Source organism: uncultured Ruminococcus sp. (assembly GCF_937915125.1).
In the GTDB taxonomy this organism is placed as follows: Bacteria; Bacillota; Clostridia; order Oscillospirales; family Ruminococcaceae; genus Ruminococcus_C.
Map to the genome: position 1 here is coordinate 19,558 of NZ_CALDMP010000098.1, position 15,813 is coordinate 35,370.

14 protein-coding genes are annotated in these 15,813 nt (G+C 53.2%); 4 read left to right on the forward strand and 10 right to left on the reverse strand.

Annotated elements, in window-relative coordinates:
- Positions 1-86 precede the first annotated feature (86 nt).
- The 10 genes from Q0418_RS09995 to Q0418_RS10040 form a co-directional block, all read right to left on the reverse strand.
- Complete coding sequence (locus Q0418_RS09995; RefSeq protein WP_298483993.1) at positions 87-1,259, reverse strand: sugar MFS transporter; 1,173 nt, start codon at positions 1,257-1,259, stop codon at positions 87-89.
- A gap of 117 nt (positions 1,260-1,376) precedes the next feature.
- Positions 1,377-2,270 (reverse strand): LysR family transcriptional regulator, encoded by an 894-nt coding sequence (locus tag Q0418_RS10000; protein ID WP_298483994.1) that lies wholly within the window; start codon positions 2,268-2,270, stop codon positions 1,377-1,379.
- A gap of 142 nt (positions 2,271-2,412) precedes the next feature.
- Positions 2,413-3,414 (reverse strand): NAD(P)H-dependent glycerol-3-phosphate dehydrogenase, encoded by a 1,002-nt coding sequence (locus tag Q0418_RS10005; RefSeq protein ID WP_298483995.1) that lies wholly within the window; start codon positions 3,412-3,414, stop codon positions 2,413-2,415.
- Between the two features lie 16 nt (positions 3,415-3,430).
- Entirely contained in the window at positions 3,431-4,108 is a 678-nt protein-coding gene (gene plsY, locus Q0418_RS10010) for a glycerol-3-phosphate 1-O-acyltransferase PlsY (protein ID WP_298483996.1), read from the reverse strand.
- Positions 4,109-4,122: 14 nt separating this feature from the next.
- Positions 4,123-5,451, reverse strand: a complete 1,329-nt coding sequence (gene der / locus Q0418_RS10015; protein WP_298483997.1) for a ribosome biogenesis GTPase Der — start codon at positions 5,449-5,451, stop codon at positions 4,123-4,125.
- 217 nt (positions 5,452-5,668) lie between these two features.
- A complete protein-coding gene (gene rpmF, locus Q0418_RS10020) occupies positions 5,669-5,857 on the reverse strand; it encodes a 50S ribosomal protein L32 (RefSeq protein WP_295215703.1) in 189 nt (62 codons plus the stop codon).
- Positions 5,858-5,873: 16 nt separating this feature from the next.
- Positions 5,874-6,329: a DUF177 domain-containing protein gene (locus tag Q0418_RS10025; RefSeq protein ID WP_298483998.1), complete on the reverse strand. Its 456-nt coding sequence runs from the start codon at positions 6,327-6,329 to the stop codon at positions 5,874-5,876.
- Positions 6,330-6,433: 104 nt separating this feature from the next.
- Entirely contained in the window at positions 6,434-6,841 is a 408-nt protein-coding gene (locus Q0418_RS10030) for a hypothetical protein (RefSeq protein WP_298483999.1), read from the reverse strand.
- Between the two features lie 213 nt (positions 6,842-7,054).
- Positions 7,055-8,392 carry a glucose-6-phosphate isomerase gene (locus Q0418_RS10035; protein WP_298484084.1) on the reverse strand — a complete coding sequence of 446 codons (1,338 nt, stop codon included), beginning with the start codon at positions 8,390-8,392 and terminating at the stop codon, positions 7,055-7,057.
- A 164-nt stretch (positions 8,393-8,556) separates the two neighbouring features.
- Entirely contained in the window at positions 8,557-9,696 is a 1,140-nt protein-coding gene (locus Q0418_RS10040) for a D-alanyl-D-alanine carboxypeptidase family protein (RefSeq protein WP_298484000.1), read from the reverse strand.
- 581 nt (positions 9,697-10,277) lie between these two features.
- Here Q0418_RS10040 and Q0418_RS10045 point away from each other — a divergent pair.
- The 4 genes from Q0418_RS10045 to Q0418_RS10060 all read left to right on the forward strand — a co-directional run bounded on the left by Q0418_RS10045 (position 10,278) and on the right by Q0418_RS10060 (position 15,806).
- Positions 10,278-11,807, forward strand: coding sequence for a sialate O-acetylesterase (locus Q0418_RS10045; protein ID WP_298484001.1), 1,530 nt, complete (start codon positions 10,278-10,280; stop codon positions 11,805-11,807).
- Positions 11,808-12,069: 262 nt separating this feature from the next.
- A complete protein-coding gene (locus Q0418_RS10050) occupies positions 12,070-12,318 on the forward strand; it encodes a hypothetical protein (protein ID WP_295216813.1) in 249 nt (82 codons plus the stop codon).
- Positions 12,319-12,495: 177 nt separating this feature from the next.
- Entirely contained in the window at positions 12,496-13,284 is a 789-nt protein-coding gene (gene rlmB, locus Q0418_RS10055; RefSeq protein ID WP_298484002.1) for a 23S rRNA (guanosine(2251)-2'-O)-methyltransferase RlmB, read from the forward strand.
- A 44-nt stretch (positions 13,285-13,328) separates the two neighbouring features.
- Positions 13,329-15,806 carry a hypothetical protein gene (locus Q0418_RS10060; RefSeq protein ID WP_298484003.1) on the forward strand — a complete coding sequence of 826 codons (2,478 nt, stop codon included), beginning with the start codon at positions 13,329-13,331 and terminating at the stop codon, positions 15,804-15,806.
- Positions 15,807-15,813 lie beyond the last annotated feature (7 nt).

Below are 15,813 nucleotides of genomic sequence, written 5' to 3' on the forward strand. Positions count from 1 at the left end.
TTCCCGGATCATTTTTCGGTTACTTCCATTGTGTCCATCCAGAGCAGAAAGGACAATGCCGTACTTTTCCTGCACACCGCCACAGATTATACCGCAATTTTATCGGGATTCGTATGGCATGCCTTTTCGGTTTTTGCAATCATAACAAGCAGAAGAATCATAAAAAATGCAAGATACACGGGCATGAGTTTCAAGCTTATGTGATTTGCGATGAGACCAAAAATGGGCGGCATAAAGGTTGAACCAACATAGGCGCTTGCCATCTGAATGCCGATAATGCCCTGTGAATGCTCTGCGCCGAAGTTTTTGGGCGTGGAATGAATAATACACGGATAAACCGGCGCACGCCCCAGACCGATTATGATAAATCCTATCACAGATGTGATTTTGAACGGGAGTGTGATAAAGCACACACCAAATAATGCAATGCCTGTGCCAAGGCGGATCATTCTATTGTCTCCCAATTTATCCGACAAAAAGCCTGATAAAAATCTTCCCACTGTGATTCCGATAAAGAACAGCGAACCGAATGCAGCAGCTTCTTCCTTTGCTGCACCTCTCGTCCCCTCCAGATAACTGCTTGCCCAGAGCATGGCTGTGGCTTCTGCCGCACAATAGGACAAAAAACCCACCAGAAGATACGGCACGCCTTCGATTTTCAGAGCACCTTTTATGCCAAGAATTTCAGTGTTATTTTCTTTCACAGCGGCGGACTTGTTGACTTTCCACAAGGGCAGCGTAAACAACAGCACCGCAGCAATACCGAATTGCAAGTAAGAAACCATGCGATAGCCGTTTGTCCATGCAGCATGCGTAAGGGCATAACTCATAATATAGGGACTGATGATCGTTCCCACGCCCCAGAAACAGTGCAGCCAGCTCATGTGTCTGGAGTTATAATGCAGCGCAACATAGTTATTCAATGCTGCATCGATGGCACCTGCGCCAAATCCATAGGGTATGCCCCATAAACACATCTGATAGAACTCTGTTGCAGTAGAGAATCCCCACAAAGCGACTGCGGTGAGAAAAACGCTCACGATCGTCACAGCTCTTGTTCCAAATTTTTTTGTAAGTCGTTCTGACATCAGCCCGGAAATAATGGTGCCGCCTGAAATGATCATAGAGATCCATCCCATGTAGGACAACGGCACTCCAAATTCCGTCCGGATGGTAGGCCATGCGGAACCCAGCAGCGAATCCGGCAATCCGAGACTGATAAATGCAAGATATATAACCGCCAATAACAGTAAATACATTTTTATCCCTCTTTCATACTCGTCATAGGAGAAATCCAAGCATTGGTACTGCCAAAGTCAAGGCATGAACAAAACACGAATCCGCTTTTGATACATAGCATCGAAAAGCGGATCATTTTACTTCTGTGGCAATACCGCAGCGGCAAGGGCATCACGAAGCCGTACAAGGGGTTCCTGTTCCAGCCGTTCCCGCATGGAAACAAAATATATTGTGCCGTACATGGACGGCGTGTCAATATAGATGCGCTTCAGGTCATGCTCTGCCCGTTCTCTTGCCACGGTGGACTCAAACAGAAATGCAATGCCGTCTCCCTGGCGCAGCTGTTCCTTGAGGATGGTGAACGAATCCACCTCCAGCACATCCGCAAAGTCATAGAGGGAAATCCCCCGGCTGCTCAGATTCTGTTGTACCAATGTCCGCAGACCGCAGCCCGATTCCATGAGGATCAGGGGCTGGTGCATGAGCTGTTGCCAGGTACAGCCATAGAGCTGTTCTGCCAGGGCAGGACAGGTGGCGGCAATGATTTTCTCCCGGTGGAGCTCTGTCGCCTCTACCAGCATGTCGGGGATATCCCCTTCCACGATCACAGCATCCAGCATACCGTTCTGCATCCGCCGCAGCAGCTGGCGTGTGTCTGCCACATGAAGTTTCACTCTGGGATCAGCAGCCGTGTGCATATAAGGGCACAGGGGCTTCAGCAACGGCGAAAATGCCACCGTGGGCGTCAGCCCGATGTCAAGGGGCACGTCTTCCTCCAGGCGATTCAGACGTTTCCGGATCTCCGCATCCCGGGCACGCTGGAGAATCATCTTGTCTTGCAGATACTGTCCGGCTTCTGTCAGTTCCACCCGTCTGCCGTCGTAGCGAAACAGCTGGCACTGATAAAATTGCTCCAGATACTTGATATGCTGTGTCACCGATGGCTGGGTCAGATGCAGACACTCTGCTGTCCGGGTATAGCTTTTTGTCTCACAAAGGGAGAGAAACGTATCCATTCGATAATCCAGCATATAGCTTCCTCCTTGCAATTATTTCGCAGCTGCCATAACATAACAGCAAAAATCATTCCCTTCCCCTTTTCCACAAGTAAAACCTTGTAAACGTCCCGGTGGGACGTTTACAACAAAACCAACTTTCAAACAACACTCTCAATCAGGACAAAATATCCTCATATTCCCGCTTTTTCGGACGGTTCATGAGATTCTGCACTGCCTGGGCTGCACTTGCGCCGTCAAACAGCACATGGTACAGCTGTTCCGTAATGGGCATACTCACATGGTGCACCTGTGCAAGCTTCCACGCCGCATGACAGCAATAGTAGCCTTCCACCGTGCCCACCTGCTTTACCGCCTCTTCAGGCGAAACGCCCTCGCCGATGAGGATACCTGCACGGCGGTTGCGGCTGTGCATACTGCAACAGGTGACGATGAGATCGCCGATACCGGACAGACCGCTGAACGTTTCCGGCTTTCCGCCCATTTTCACGCCCAGATTGGTGATCTCATGAATACCGCGCGTCATCAGGGCAGCCTTGGTATTATCGCCGCATTTCAACCCGTCACAGACGCCTGCTGCCAGTGCAATGATATTTTTCAGCGCACCGCCGATCTCACAGCCCACCGGATCAGTATTGATGTAAATCCGCAGGGTGTGACTGGAGAACATATCCTGTATCATTGCCGCAGCCGCTTCGTTTTTCGACGCTGCAACTACCGTGGTGGGAACGCCCCGCCCCACTTCCTCGGCATGGGACGGCCCGGTGATCACGCCTACCGCATTGTCGGGATATTCCGACTGAATCACCTGGCTCATTGTCAAAAAGGTGTCTTCTTCCAGTCCCTTGCTGGCATTGACCAGCACCATCTGAGGCGTAATATAGGGCTTCAGCCGCTGTGCCACAGAGCGAATGAACTGGGACGGCACAACGAATACAATGAGATCGCTGCCCTCCATGCACTGGGGATCGCAGGTGAACCCGATCTCTTTCGGAATCGGTACGCCGGGCAGCTTTGTCTTATGCTCCCCGTCCCGGAGAATTGCCTGGACAATCTCCTCTGAAATATCCCAGACCGTCACCGCATGGTGGTTCTGATTTGCAATGATCGCAAGACTTACGCCGAATCCCCCGGCACCAATGATGGTTACTTTTGCCATAATTACCCTCCTTCTGTCACTCGTGGGTCTTGGATGAATGGAATGAGAATTTATTTTCGTTTCCGGCTCTCAGCCGCTGGATATTGCTTCGGTGCATCCAGATGACCCATGCCGCCATCAGGGCAGAGAGTCCGGTGTTCAGCCAGATATACCACATGGGAAGATCGCCCCGCTGCCACATCTGAAACAGGAATGTGATCACCGGGCAAAAAGCCGAAGCGATGATAGAACCCAGGGAAACGTATCGGGAAATTGCCAGAACAACAATAAAAATCAGGATCAGGCACAAAAAGACTTTCCAGTCGATGCCCAGAAATACTGATACGCCCACCAGAACACCCTTTCCGCCTTTGAAATGATAATAAATGGGGAACACATGCCCCAGAATGGCGAAGATGCCGGCGATATAGCCGATAAAATGCACATCCTGCTGGGCTGTCAGCCCAGTATCCAGGAGCACACAGATGCCCCGGCTCAGCCACACGGCAATAATGCCCTTCGCCAGATCGCCCAGCAAGGTCAAAGCAGCGCAGCCCTTTCCGAAACAGCGCAGGGTATTGGTCAGACCGGCGTTATGGCTGCCATAGTCCCGGATATCCTTGTGTTTCAGCAGACGCACCACCAGTATGGCACTGTTGAAGCTGCCCAGCAAGTAGGACAGCACTGCCGATAAAACAATTGCCAAAATCAGCATAACTGCAACCTCCGTTATTTCTCATCTCTGGCACGTTCCCGTACCACAAACCGCACAGGCGTTCCCGTCAGCCCGAAGGTGGAGCGAATCTGGTTTTCAATATACCGCTGATAGGAGAAGTGGAACAAGTCGGCACGGTTCACGAAAATGACAAACGTAGGCGGCTTGGTGCTCGCCTGGGTCATATAATAAATCTTCAGGCGGCGTCCCTTATCCGACGGCGGCTGGACACGAGTGGTGGCATATGCCAGCACATCGTTGAGCATACCTGTGGAGATGCGCATGCTGTTCTGCATGTGGACTTCCTGAATCTTCTCGAACAGCTTCTGTACACGCTGTCCTGTCTTTGCGGAAATGAACATGAACGGCGCATAGGACATGAAGCTGAAATCATTTTTCAGCTTTTCCTCATATTCCTTCATGGTGTTCCCGTCTTTTTCGATGAGATCCCACTTGTTCACCACAATGATGGACGCCTTGCCCTGTTCGTGGGCATAGCCGGCAACCTTGGAATCCTGTTCCGTAAAGCCCTCTGCCGCATCAATGAGAATCAGACACACGTCCGCACGATCTACCGCCATATAGGCACGCAGTACGCTGTAATGCTCAATTCGCTCGGTAACACGTGCTTTTTTCCGTATACCGGCAGTGTCGATGAGGACAAACTTACCATTTTCATTTTCCACCGTGGTGTCCGTTGCGTCACGAGTCGTTCCAGCAACGTTGGACACAATGGCACGGTCTTCTCCGGCAATGCGGTTCACCAGAGAGGATTTTCCCACATTTGGCTTGCCGATAATGGCGACCTTGATGGCATCCTCGTCCTCTTCCAGTGCATCCTCCGGCGGCAGAAGATCATACACTGCATCCAGCATATCACCGGTGCCGTGACCGTGCGCCGCAGAGATGGGATAGGGATCGCCAATGCCCAGATTGTAGAACTCGTACAGTTCCAGGGGCGGTTCGCCGATGGAATCGCATTTATTGACAGCCAGCACCACAGGCTTGCCGCTTTTCTGGAGCATACTTGCCACAGCGCTGTCGTCAGCCGTGACACCACAGCGCACATCTGTGACCAGAACGATCACATCGGCACGCTCAATGGCAAGCTCCGCCTGGCGGCGCATCTGTTTCAGGATCACGTCATCGGTGACTGTTTCGATGCCGCCGGTATCCACCAGCATAAACTGCCGGTTTCGCCATTCGCCCTTGGCATAGATCCGGTCACGTGTTACGCCCGGCGTGTCCTCGACAATGGACAGCCGCTGACCGATCAGCTTATTAAACAGGGTAGATTTTCCCACATTGGGACGCCCTACCACCGCAACAACTGGTAATGCCATAAATTTGTCATCTCCTTTTTTGTTATTTATCCTGTTTTTGCGTTATATATCCTGTTTTTACGTTTCGTTGTGCACGGGCGAACACAGTTCGCCCCTACAATATTGCGCCATATCATAGAAAACATCCAGAATTCCCCGCAATTCTACAGCAAACAAAAAAGAGAGACGGCACAGGCCGCCTCTCCTCCTCGTACAAAATACTACATTTTGTCAGCGCTTATTCTGCATCGTCCATCTTCAGAACAGCAACGCCCTTGTAAAATCCGCAGTTCTTGCAAACCTTGTGCGGAGCCTTAAATGCGCCGCAGTTGTCGCATGTGCTCATTGCAGGTGCATCGAGCTTCCAAACAGCAGAACGTCTCTTGTCACGTCTTGCCTTGGAGACCTTATTCTTCGGTACAGCCATGTTTTGGCACCTCCTTCTACTTTCGACAGTCGCAGGTGCCCTCGTTCAGATCGCACCCACAGATATCGCACAGACCCTTACAGTCCTCCCGGCAAAGCATCTTTGTCGGCAGCATCAGCAAAAGATCTGAGATTGCTGTCTCATTCATATCAATGCTGTCGTGTTGTGCCACCAGGTATGTGTCATACACGTCCCCTTCGCTTTGCAGCGACTGTACAACTGTGTGAGAAAAGTCATACGAATAGTCACGCGTCAGCTCTTTGAGGCAGCGGTCACAGACCACATGCAGCGTACAGGAGACGGTGTAATCCAGTGTCACAATGCCGGCACGGTTCCGAATGGAACCCGATACCGTCACTGGTGCATCAAACTGATATCCACGTACATCGGCAAGCTCCTCCGGTGTGATCTCATACTCCACCGGCATCCGCATACCCTCAATCTGAAAAAGCTCCCGCAGCTGTAAAACCATACCTGCTTCCTTTCACGCATTGCATTCCCTATTATAGCAAATTTTTGCCCGGCTTGTCAAGCCCTTTTTCAAAAAATCCGAAAAAGTGCTGGTTTCAGCCTTTCTTAGTCCATGTACTTTGTCACAGAAGCCGGCAGTTCAGCGGCATCTGCAGAAACGGTGAAAGTCACGGAAGAATCGTCGCCGGTCAGCTTGTCCAGCTTTTCCAGCATACGGCCCAGTGCCTCGAAATCAGCACCAGCGATCTTCAGGATACCGTCAACATAGATCTCCTTGATGTCATAGTTGCCAGCCAGCATACCTGCAACGAAGCCATAGAATGCGTCGAAGCTGTCGATGTTGAACTGCTCTGCATCACACCATCTTACCTTGTAGCTGATAGAACGGCGCAGGGTCTCACCTTTTTCGATGCAAACGAGACAGCCGTTGGTATCCTTGACTGCTGCGTTGATTTTATCGATAATGATCTTGGTCTTTCCGGTGCCTTTTTTTCCTGTAATCAGTTGAATCATAATTTTACTCCTTTCGTGCCGGAATCCGGCATGGCTTTTAGAACCTGCCGAAACAGATTCTTATGGCAATATCGTACAAAAACTGCACGATACTGCCTTATCAGTTACAGCCGCTTTGCAGCTGTGAAACTCATCAGGGCATCTCTAAAACCCCCGAATCCGTCAAATGCGCCGCAGATGACGGGTGAGCGGGTTTTTAGAGGTGACCATCATTTACTTGGCGAGCAGTGCCTCCAGAGCTGCCTTCTGATCCTCATAGCCCGGCTTGCCCAGCAGTGCGAACATGTTGCGCTTGTAGCTTTCCACGCCCGGCTGGTTGAAGGGATTGACACCCAGCAGATAACCGGAAACTGCACATGCCTTTTCGAAGAAATAGATCAGATAGCCCAGGCTCTTCTCCGAAACATCCTCGACTTCCAGGATCATATTCGGAACGCCGCCGTCGGTGTGTGCCAGGATAACGCCTTCCAGTGCCTTGCGGTTTACAACAGACATATTCTGACCAGTCAGGAAGTTCAGACCGTCCAGATTCTCTGCGTCCGGCTCCAGATAGAAGTCCTGCTTCGGCTGCTTGATATCCACAACAGTCTCAAACAGAATGCGGCTGCCTTCCTGGATATACTGCCCCATGGAGTGCAGATCGGTGGAGAATACGCCGGATGCCGGGAAAATGCCCTTGTTATCCTTGCCCTCGCTCTCGCCGAACAGCTGCTTGTACCACTCGGACATCATAACGAAGCTGGGATCATAGGAAACCAGCATTTCCACGCTCTTGCCTTTGCGGTAGAGAATATTCCGCAGCGCTGCATACTTGTAGCAGTCGTTGTTGTCGAAATCTGCTGTCAGATCTTTCTGTGCCTGTGCAGCACCTTCCATCAGTGCGGCAATATCGCAGCCTGCCACAGCAATCGGCAGCAGACCTACTGCGGTCAGTACAGAGAAACGTCCGCCTACATCATCCGGTACCACAAAGGTCTCATAGCCCTCTGCATCGGATAGTTCCTTCAGCGTACCCTTTGCCTTGTCGGTAGTTGCAAAGATATGATCCTTTGCGCCATCCTTGCCGTACTTCTTTTCCACCAGCTGCTTGAACACACGGAATGCAAGCGCCGGCTCAGTTGTTGTACCGGACTTGGAAATGACATTCACAGAGAAATCTCTGCCCTCACAGATGGAGATCACTTCGTTCAGATAGGTGGGGTTGATGTTGTTTCCCACATAGTAGATGTCCGGTGTATCCTTCTTCAGATTATTATAGAACGGCGATTTCAGAAATTCGATAGCAGCACGTGCGCCCAGATAGGAGCCGCCGATACCGATCACAACCAGAACCTCAGAGTTGCTCTGGATCTTCTTTGCAGCCGCCTGGATGCGTGCGAATTCTTCCTTGTCGTAATCCGTCGGCAGGGTCAGCCAGCCCAGATAATCCGAGCCCAGACCGGTCTTGTTGTGCAGCATTTCCGCAGACGCCTCTACCTGATGACGAATTCCGTTCAGCTCATCATCGCCAACAAAATTTGCCAGATATTTTGTATTCAGCTTGACAGACATAATACGATTCCCTCCACTTTCTAAAAGGCTATAGCAGCCATACAGCGCACCGTTTTCGGAGCGCAGGGTATTGCTCAACCACTTTACCATATCTATCATACTATATTCTGCGCCCGATTGCAAGGGGAATCCAGATTCTTGTATAATCTGTACAACTTAAACAATTATAATTTTAGCATTTTGACGGTGATTTTTTGTAACGCATCCCAGAAATTTCGTGCCCGGACGGATTCTGCGGCGACAACTGTCGTTTCAAAGAGCAAGGTATCACCCTGGTAGAAAGCAGCATCTCCCAGCTTTTGTCCCCGGCGCACAGGCGCTTCCACATACCGGGGCAGAACCAGCACAGTTTCCAGTTCACTACATGATTTCGGCACCACAAGCCCCTGCAATTCCCCCGGTTCCACCAGAACTGCCTGATCCACACCGCCACGGACTTTTACCGGGTAGAGGAATTCTGCGGAAAAGCCCGGCTGCACCACTTTCCACCCGGCAAAGCCCCGGCGCAGGAGCAATTTCGCCAGAGCAAATCGGTCGTCATCCGTCTGACAGCCCAGCACTACGGCAATGCACTTCATATGCTGCCGTTCCGCTCCGGCGGCAATGCTCCAGCCGTCTGTCTCCGTGTGGCATGCCTTGAAGCCGATGCTGGTATCATCTGTCCGTGCCAGCACGTTTTCATTGACCAACTCTGTGGCTTCGCCCCGGAGAAAATCACGCCACGTCTGGAAATACGGCGTCAGCACATCGTATCGGGACAGGGCTGCACACAACAGGGCAAGGTCTCTCGCCGTGGTATACTGTCCCTCTTCATGATTTCCCTGAGGGCTGTTGAAACGTGTATTGTGCATCCCCAGATCAAAGGCACGGGCATTCATGTCCATGACAAAGCTTTCCGTATCGCCGCTGACGCCCACTGCCAGTGCAACGGCGGCATCGTTGGCGTTGCCGATAATCAGACCTTTCAGCAGGTCGCCCACTGTCATGGTCTCTCCCGGCACCAGCCAGATGACGGCACCCTTGATGCCGCTGACGGCTTCATTGGCAGTCAGCTCTGTTTCCAGTGTCCAGCGTCCCGACTCCAGCTGTTCCGCCGTCAGGAGTGCTGTCATAAGCTTCGCCATCATGCCGCAGGAAAGCTGTGTATCTGCACCCGATTCCAGCAGAACCGTACCCGTCTCCGCCTCCATGAGTACATACGCCGCCGCTGCTATTTCCGGTTCCTCCGCAGCAAGTACACCATTGCGTCCCAGCAGGATGAAACTGCAAAGCACTGCCAGCATCGCCGCCATCATCCGTTTCATGGCATTCACCTCCGAAACAGTTTATGCGGCGGTCTGTGAAAATATCAGTCCTGTTTGTCGCCGCCGTATTTCCGTTTCAGCTTGCGGAATGGGTGTTCCAATGCCCGGTGCATCTCTGCATACCCGATCTTGCTGGGATATTCCGTCCACAGATGTTCGTAGCATGCACATGTGCAGTATGTTTCTTTCTTATGTTTCTTTTTATTGTTTCTTTCTTGGTCAACCGTATGGGAGATACTGATCTCTCCTGCATGGGATACACCTGTATCTGCTGTAGAGGAAATACACCGTACAGGAGATACCCAACGCTGCCAATCTTTTTATGCGGTGTTGCCCCAGGCAAACCGAAACAGGCGACAGCCTGCCTGCGGACGTTTTCCTTGATCAGCGAATGCCTGTCGGCGTATCTTTTCATGGAACTGATCAGAGATTAGTACAAGGGGAGCGGGGGAAAAAGAAAACCGTAGCAAAAAAATCGTACCACAGATAGACAAACCGTTTTTTGCAAGATGCCGCCTTGACATCCCCTGAAAATCTGAGTATAATGGTTTCATCTAACATATAGAAAGGCAGATCTGAAAATGATTCATTGTGCTCCAATTTTTTCTGACCATATGATCCTGCAGCGTGACAAAAACATTGCCGTGTTCGGCACGGGAACGCCCGGCGAGACTGTGACCGTATCTGTACCGGAGCGCAGCCGCTCCGCCACCGGAACAGTTGCCCCGGACGGAACATGGCGTGTAACTCTGCCGCCTGCCAGCGGCGGTACAGACTGTACCCTGACAGTCAACGACCGCACTTTCACAGACGTGGCATTCGGCGAGGTCTGGCTTGCCGGGGGACAGTCCAACATGGAATTTATGCTGAAAGATGCCAAGGGCGGAGCGGAGGAACTGAAACACTGTGCAGATTCCGGCGTGCGCTGTTTCCAGGTGCCCCGGAATACCTTTGTGGATGCAGCCTATGAAAAAGAATTCCAGAACAGCTGCTGGCAGACGGCTTCGCCGGAAACCTGTGGCACCTGGTCGGCTGTGGCATACCTGGCGGCAAAGGAACTGGTGCGGAAGCTGGGTGTTCCTGTGGGCATTATCGGCTGTAACTTCGGCGGTTCTTCCGTGAGCTGCTGGATGCCGGAGACGGATCTGCAGGCACACGCCGCAGGTCATGCCTATCTGGACGATTACCGTGAAGCCGTTCAGGGCAAGACCGATGCCGAAATGATTGCCGCCTATGACGAATATGTGGAATATCACACCGCCTGGACAAAGCGCATGGAACAGTGCTACCAGGAGGACGGCAATATGAAGTGGGACGAAGTTATCCGCCGCTGCGGTGAAAACCGCTGGCCGGGGCCTATGGGTGTGAAAAGCCCCTATCGTCCGTCCGGTATGTATCACACCATGCTCAAGCGTGTGGCACCCTATACCCTCCGTGGCTTTTTCTATTATCAGGGCGAAAATGATGACCACCGTCCCGATACTTACGCCACACTGCTGACTGTCATGATCTCTCGCTGGCGGCAGGACTTTGAGGACGATTCCCTGCCCTTCCTGCTGGTGCAGCTGCCCATGTTCGCCTATGAGGATGCCCCGGAAAACGGCACCTGGAGCAAACTCCGGGAGGCGCAGATGCGTGTTTACCGCACGGTGAAAAATACTGGCATTGCAGTGATTCTGGACTGCGGCGAGCTTGGGAATATCCATCCCACGGACAAGCATCCGGTGGGACACCGCCTGGCGTTGCTGGCACGGCATCTGGTGTACGGTGAACGGGATCTGGCAGCGTTTGGTCCTATGTACCGCAGCAGTGCAGTCTCCGGGGATACCATGACCGTCTGGTTTGACCATGCCCAGCAGGGCATGGAGTGGCACGGCGACCCCACAGGCTTTGAGCTTGCCGGTGGGGATGGGGTATATCATCCGGCACAGGCGGTGCTGGACGGCAACGCAGTACACCTGACCTGCGATGCAGTTCCGGCGCCCTGCTTCGTGCGCTATAACTGGGTGAATTATGGTGCCGTGACACTTTTCGGCACAAACGGCATTCCGGCAGCACCTTTCCGGACAGATACTCTTGCCATGCCTCTGACAGCACTTAAATTTGAATAAAATATGATATCCCACCGGAATCGTTCCACAGGATTCCACAAGGGGAAAGGGATTGGAAAATACAATGGATTTTCCACTGTTTCCACAGAGTTTTCCACAACTATCGCCGTCGAAAAACCGCTTTTTGTGGAAAATCAGGTTTTTCCTGTTTGAAGCTTTCACAAAGTGCACATACTCCTACTGAAATCTAAGGCAATACCGTGCAAAGCCGATAGGCGCTCTTTGTGTGGTGTTGCCCTAAGGCAAACAGGAGGAAGTGCATATGGTAAAGGGCGTGCAGAAGAAGATCATCGAAGTGAATCATCCGGACAGCCTGTACTTTGAACGGGCGGTCTTTTATCTCAAGCCGGGCATCACCCAGCTGCCCCAGCAGCTGTCCCAGGCGGATGCAGATGCACTGCTCATGGAGGCGGCTCCGGCAAGATCCGGCAGGCGTGCCTGGCTGCGCTCTCTGCTGCTGGTGCTGCTCAGCTGTGTGGGAACAGCAGTGGTCTGCTTCTTGGTGCGATAATGGAAATAAGGCAACACCGCACAATCTTTGTGCGGTGTTGCCATAAAATTGATTTCTGTGAGATACGTCAAATTGCGCTTGTTTTTTTGCGAAAGTCATGCTATAATGGAAAAGAACGTCCGGGAAAGCAGATCTTTTGCGGAATCGGACAGCATGAATGAACCCAGGAGGAAGGCAATGAGTCAGAAAAAATCACAGAAACACCGGGCACCCCGTCCCCAGGAAGCGTCCGAAAACGAACGGATCGCCGGACGCAATCCCGTGATGGAAGCACTGCGCAGCGGTGCGGCGGTGGATACCATATATGTCAGCCAGGAAAGCGGCGGTCTGCAGGAGATCATTTCCCTTGCCAGAGACCGGGGCATTCCCGTGAAGATGGTCACAGATGCAAAGCTGTCCCAGCTCACCGGCGGTGCGGTACACCAGGGCGTTGCGGCTGAGGGTGCCTGCGGACAGTATGTCTCCCTGGAGGAACTGCTCCAGAATGCCGCAGACCGGGGTGAACCGCCGCTGCTGGTACTCTGCGACGGCATCCAGGATCCCCACAATCTGGGAGCAATTATCCGTACCGCAGAAGCGGCTGGGGCTCACGGCGTCATTATCCCGAAACGCCGCAGCGCATCCCTGACCCTGACCGTGGGAAAGACCTCTGCCGGCGCAGCAAGCTGGCTCCCGGTGGCACGTGTTCCCAATCTGGTGGCAGCAATGGAGACACTCAAGGAACACGGCGTCTGGATCTACGGGACAGACGCCGCCGGCACGTCCTATACAGAGACCGATTTCACCGGCGGTACAGCCTTTGTCATCGGCTCAGAGGGCTTTGGTATGAGCCGGCTGGTCAGCGAGACATGCGATGGAATGCTGAGCCTGCCCATGCGCGGAAAGGTCAATTCCCTGAATGCCTCTGTGGCGGCAGGTATCTTTTTGTATGAAGCAGTGCGCCAGCGAATGGCGCCGGGTACATAAGAGCCGATTTTCTTTTTCAGAAAACTGACTCAACAGGAGAAACTATGGCAGATCGTAAATTTACATTGGAAGAGATCCTCAACGAATACAGCGCCGACGGAAAACGCTCCGGCATCCGTCGGACAGAGGAACAGCCCCTTTCTCACGGCACGCTGGAGACAGAAAAGCTGGTGGCAGCGGCAACTTCCAGCCGTCCCCTGCATCAGGCAAATGCCGGCTATCGTGCAGTGATTCCGGAAGAACCCCAGGAGGGGCAGGAGGAACTGGTGGATATCAAGTCCACCATTTCCCACATCAAGGCAAACAAGGCGGCGCAGGCGGCGCGGTATGAATCGGCGTCACCGGTGCTCCGGGAGCGCTTTCCCACACAGCAGCTGCGCCGGGAAAATGTGTCCTTTGTCAATGCCGCCGGGGCGAAAAATTATAACACCGCCTATCCGGAGAGCAGTGACGAAGCCTATGACGGCGCTGTGAAGCTTCTGGAACCGGAGGAAGAAACGCCCTTTGATGGGGAAAAGCATCGTCCCAGCATCCGGCAGATGCAGGACTCCACCCGTGCCAAGGAAAAAAGCCGGAAGAGACGGCGCAGAACGGCAGACGCATCCTACGCCAAGGAATCTGTGACCGGTGAATTTCAGCGGATCAGCGAATTCCGCACCGGCGAACAGGCGCCTTCTTCCCGGCGACACTGGGAAGAGGATCAGGGGTATTATTATCAGGAAAAACAGGAGACGGGAAAGTTCCGTGCCATTCGCCAGCGTGTGCGCAGCCACGCCTTCGGCGAGGATGCCCAGGGGCAGAAGCCAGACGATGTGGAATCCATACGGAAGGAACTGGACAGCCTGCGGAATGTGGTATTTTTCCGTTTTCTCGCCCTGTTGCTTCTGACCATTCTCAGCGGTATCATGGCGCTGAGCGAGACCATTGGCGGCGGTGCACTGACCCAGCTGCTGACACCCCGGGGCTATGCCGTCACGGAACTGCTCTTAGCTGCAATGGGTCTGGGCGTGGCATTTCCCACAGTCAAAAACGGGCTGTGGAATTTTCTGCGTTTTCATGCAGACAGTGACAGCATGGCAGTACTGCCGCTCCTGCCGGCAATGGCAGGGGCGATCTGCGCAGTGATTTCGCCATCGGTACTGGCGGAGGAGACGGTGCATCTCTATGTGCCCTGTGCACTGCTGGCGCTGTTCTGCAACGCCATCGGACGGCTTCTGGTGGTGCGGCGTGCCCTGCGCAATTGCAACGTGATCTCCCGTTCCGGGCAGAAGCGTGTGCTCTCCTATGTTTCTCAGGAGGAAACGGCGGAGCTGCTGACGCGGGGCGTGCTCAACGATTTCCCCATTGTGACGGCGGTACGCAAGGCAGATTCTCTCTGCGATATTCTGCGCTATACATATTCCACAGATATGGCAGATGCCCTGTGCCGTCCCATGACGCCGGTCTGTGCCGGGTTCGCACTGGTAGTGGCAGTGGGCATGACCCTGATCCGCATGGGAACGTCATTCAGTATGCTCTGGCTGAGCTTTCTGTTCTCGGTACTGACCATGCTCATGACAGCCGGCTGCTGTGTTGCCAGCGCATTGGTGGTCAATCTCCCCCTGGAACGGGAATCCAAAATGGCAGCGGCCTCTGACAGCGCCATGCTGGGGTACCAGAGTGTGGATGATTTCTTTGATACCAACGCCATGCTGGTGGAGGCGACCGACTTGTTCCCCAAGGGCTCGGTGCAGATCCAGGGAATGAAGGTGTTCTCCGGTGCCAAAATGGATGATGTCCTGCTGGATGCCGCCAGTCTGGTGGATCATGCAGAAAGTATACTGCAAAGCGCATTTTCAGAGATGATTCCCGATCATGAGGCACTGCGCAAAGTCGAGGAATTCGTCTGCGAGGACGGACTGGGGCTGTGCGGCTGGATCGCCAACCGCCGGGTACTCTTCGGCGGCAGGGAAATGATGGCGAATCACAATATTGAGGGACTTCCCACTAAGACGAGGGAAACAGAGCTTGCAGAGGGCAACGGCGATGTGCTGTATCTCTCTGTCAGCGGTGTGCTTTCCGCCATGTTTTCCATCCGCATCACTGCCGACCCCATGGTACGCCGGCAGATGCAGGCACTGCGCCAGGAACGCATTGCGCTGGTGATCCGCAGTGTGGACAGCTCCGTCTCCCTGCGCCGTCTGGCATCGCTGTTCGATTTCCCGGAGCATCTCATGAAGATCATTCCCACGTCTATGCACAATCTCTTCCAGCGGGAGACAGCCGATCTGGGCTGTGTCAGTGCTTCTATGACCGTGGGTGGCAAGGGCTTTGGTGCGGCAAGACTGCTGCTGGGTGCACGCCGGGTGAGACGCGCGGCAGTGATCGGTGTGATTTTGCAGATCGTATCGGCACTTCTGGGCTTGTCCCTGGCGATGATACATATTGTCACCGGAGCCTATGGTGAGATGACAGCGCAGTTTTTCTTTGCGTATCATCTGATCCTTACGGCAATCACGGCGCTTGCGGTGCGGATTCGATGAAATAAAA

What these genes read in the sequence shown, in the direction of transcription:
- Q0418_RS10050 (WP_295216813.1), top strand. Translation starts at nt 12,070, where the DNA reads ATGGTAAAGGGCGTGCAGAAGAAGATCATCGAAGTGAATCATCCGGAC.
- der (WP_298483997.1), bottom strand. Translation starts at nt 5,451, where the DNA reads ATGGCATTACCAGTTGTTGCGGTGGTAGGGCGTCCCAATGTGGGAAAA.
- Q0418_RS10035 (WP_298484084.1), bottom strand. Translation starts at nt 8,392, where the DNA reads ATGTCTGTCAAGCTGAATACAAAATATCTGGCAAATTTTGTTGGCGAT.
- Q0418_RS10040 (WP_298484000.1), bottom strand. Translation starts at nt 9,696, where the DNA reads ATGAAACGGATGATGGCGGCGATGCTGGCAGTGCTTTGCAGTTTCATC.
- Q0418_RS10025 (WP_298483998.1), bottom strand. Translation starts at nt 6,329, where the DNA reads ATGGTTTTACAGCTGCGGGAGCTTTTTCAGATTGAGGGTATGCGGATG.
- Q0418_RS10000 (WP_298483994.1), bottom strand. Translation starts at nt 2,270, where the DNA reads ATGCTGGATTATCGAATGGATACGTTTCTCTCCCTTTGTGAGACAAAA.
- Q0418_RS10030 (WP_298483999.1), bottom strand. Translation starts at nt 6,841, where the DNA reads ATGATTCAACTGATTACAGGAAAAAAAGGCACCGGAAAGACCAAGATC.
- Q0418_RS10045 (WP_298484001.1), top strand. Translation starts at nt 10,278, where the DNA reads ATGATTCATTGTGCTCCAATTTTTTCTGACCATATGATCCTGCAGCGT.
- Q0418_RS09995 (WP_298483993.1), bottom strand. Translation starts at nt 1,259, where the DNA reads ATGTATTTACTGTTATTGGCGGTTATATATCTTGCATTTATCAGTCTC.
- Q0418_RS10060 (WP_298484003.1), top strand. Translation starts at nt 13,329, where the DNA reads ATGGCAGATCGTAAATTTACATTGGAAGAGATCCTCAACGAATACAGC.
- rpmF (WP_295215703.1), bottom strand. Translation starts at nt 5,857, where the DNA reads ATGGCTGTACCGAAGAATAAGGTCTCCAAGGCAAGACGTGACAAGAGA.
- rlmB (WP_298484002.1), top strand. Translation starts at nt 12,496, where the DNA reads ATGAGTCAGAAAAAATCACAGAAACACCGGGCACCCCGTCCCCAGGAA.
- Q0418_RS10005 (WP_298483995.1), bottom strand. Translation starts at nt 3,414, where the DNA reads ATGGCAAAAGTAACCATCATTGGTGCCGGGGGATTCGGCGTAAGTCTT.
- plsY (WP_298483996.1), bottom strand. Translation starts at nt 4,108, where the DNA reads ATGCTGATTTTGGCAATTGTTTTATCGGCAGTGCTGTCCTACTTGCTG.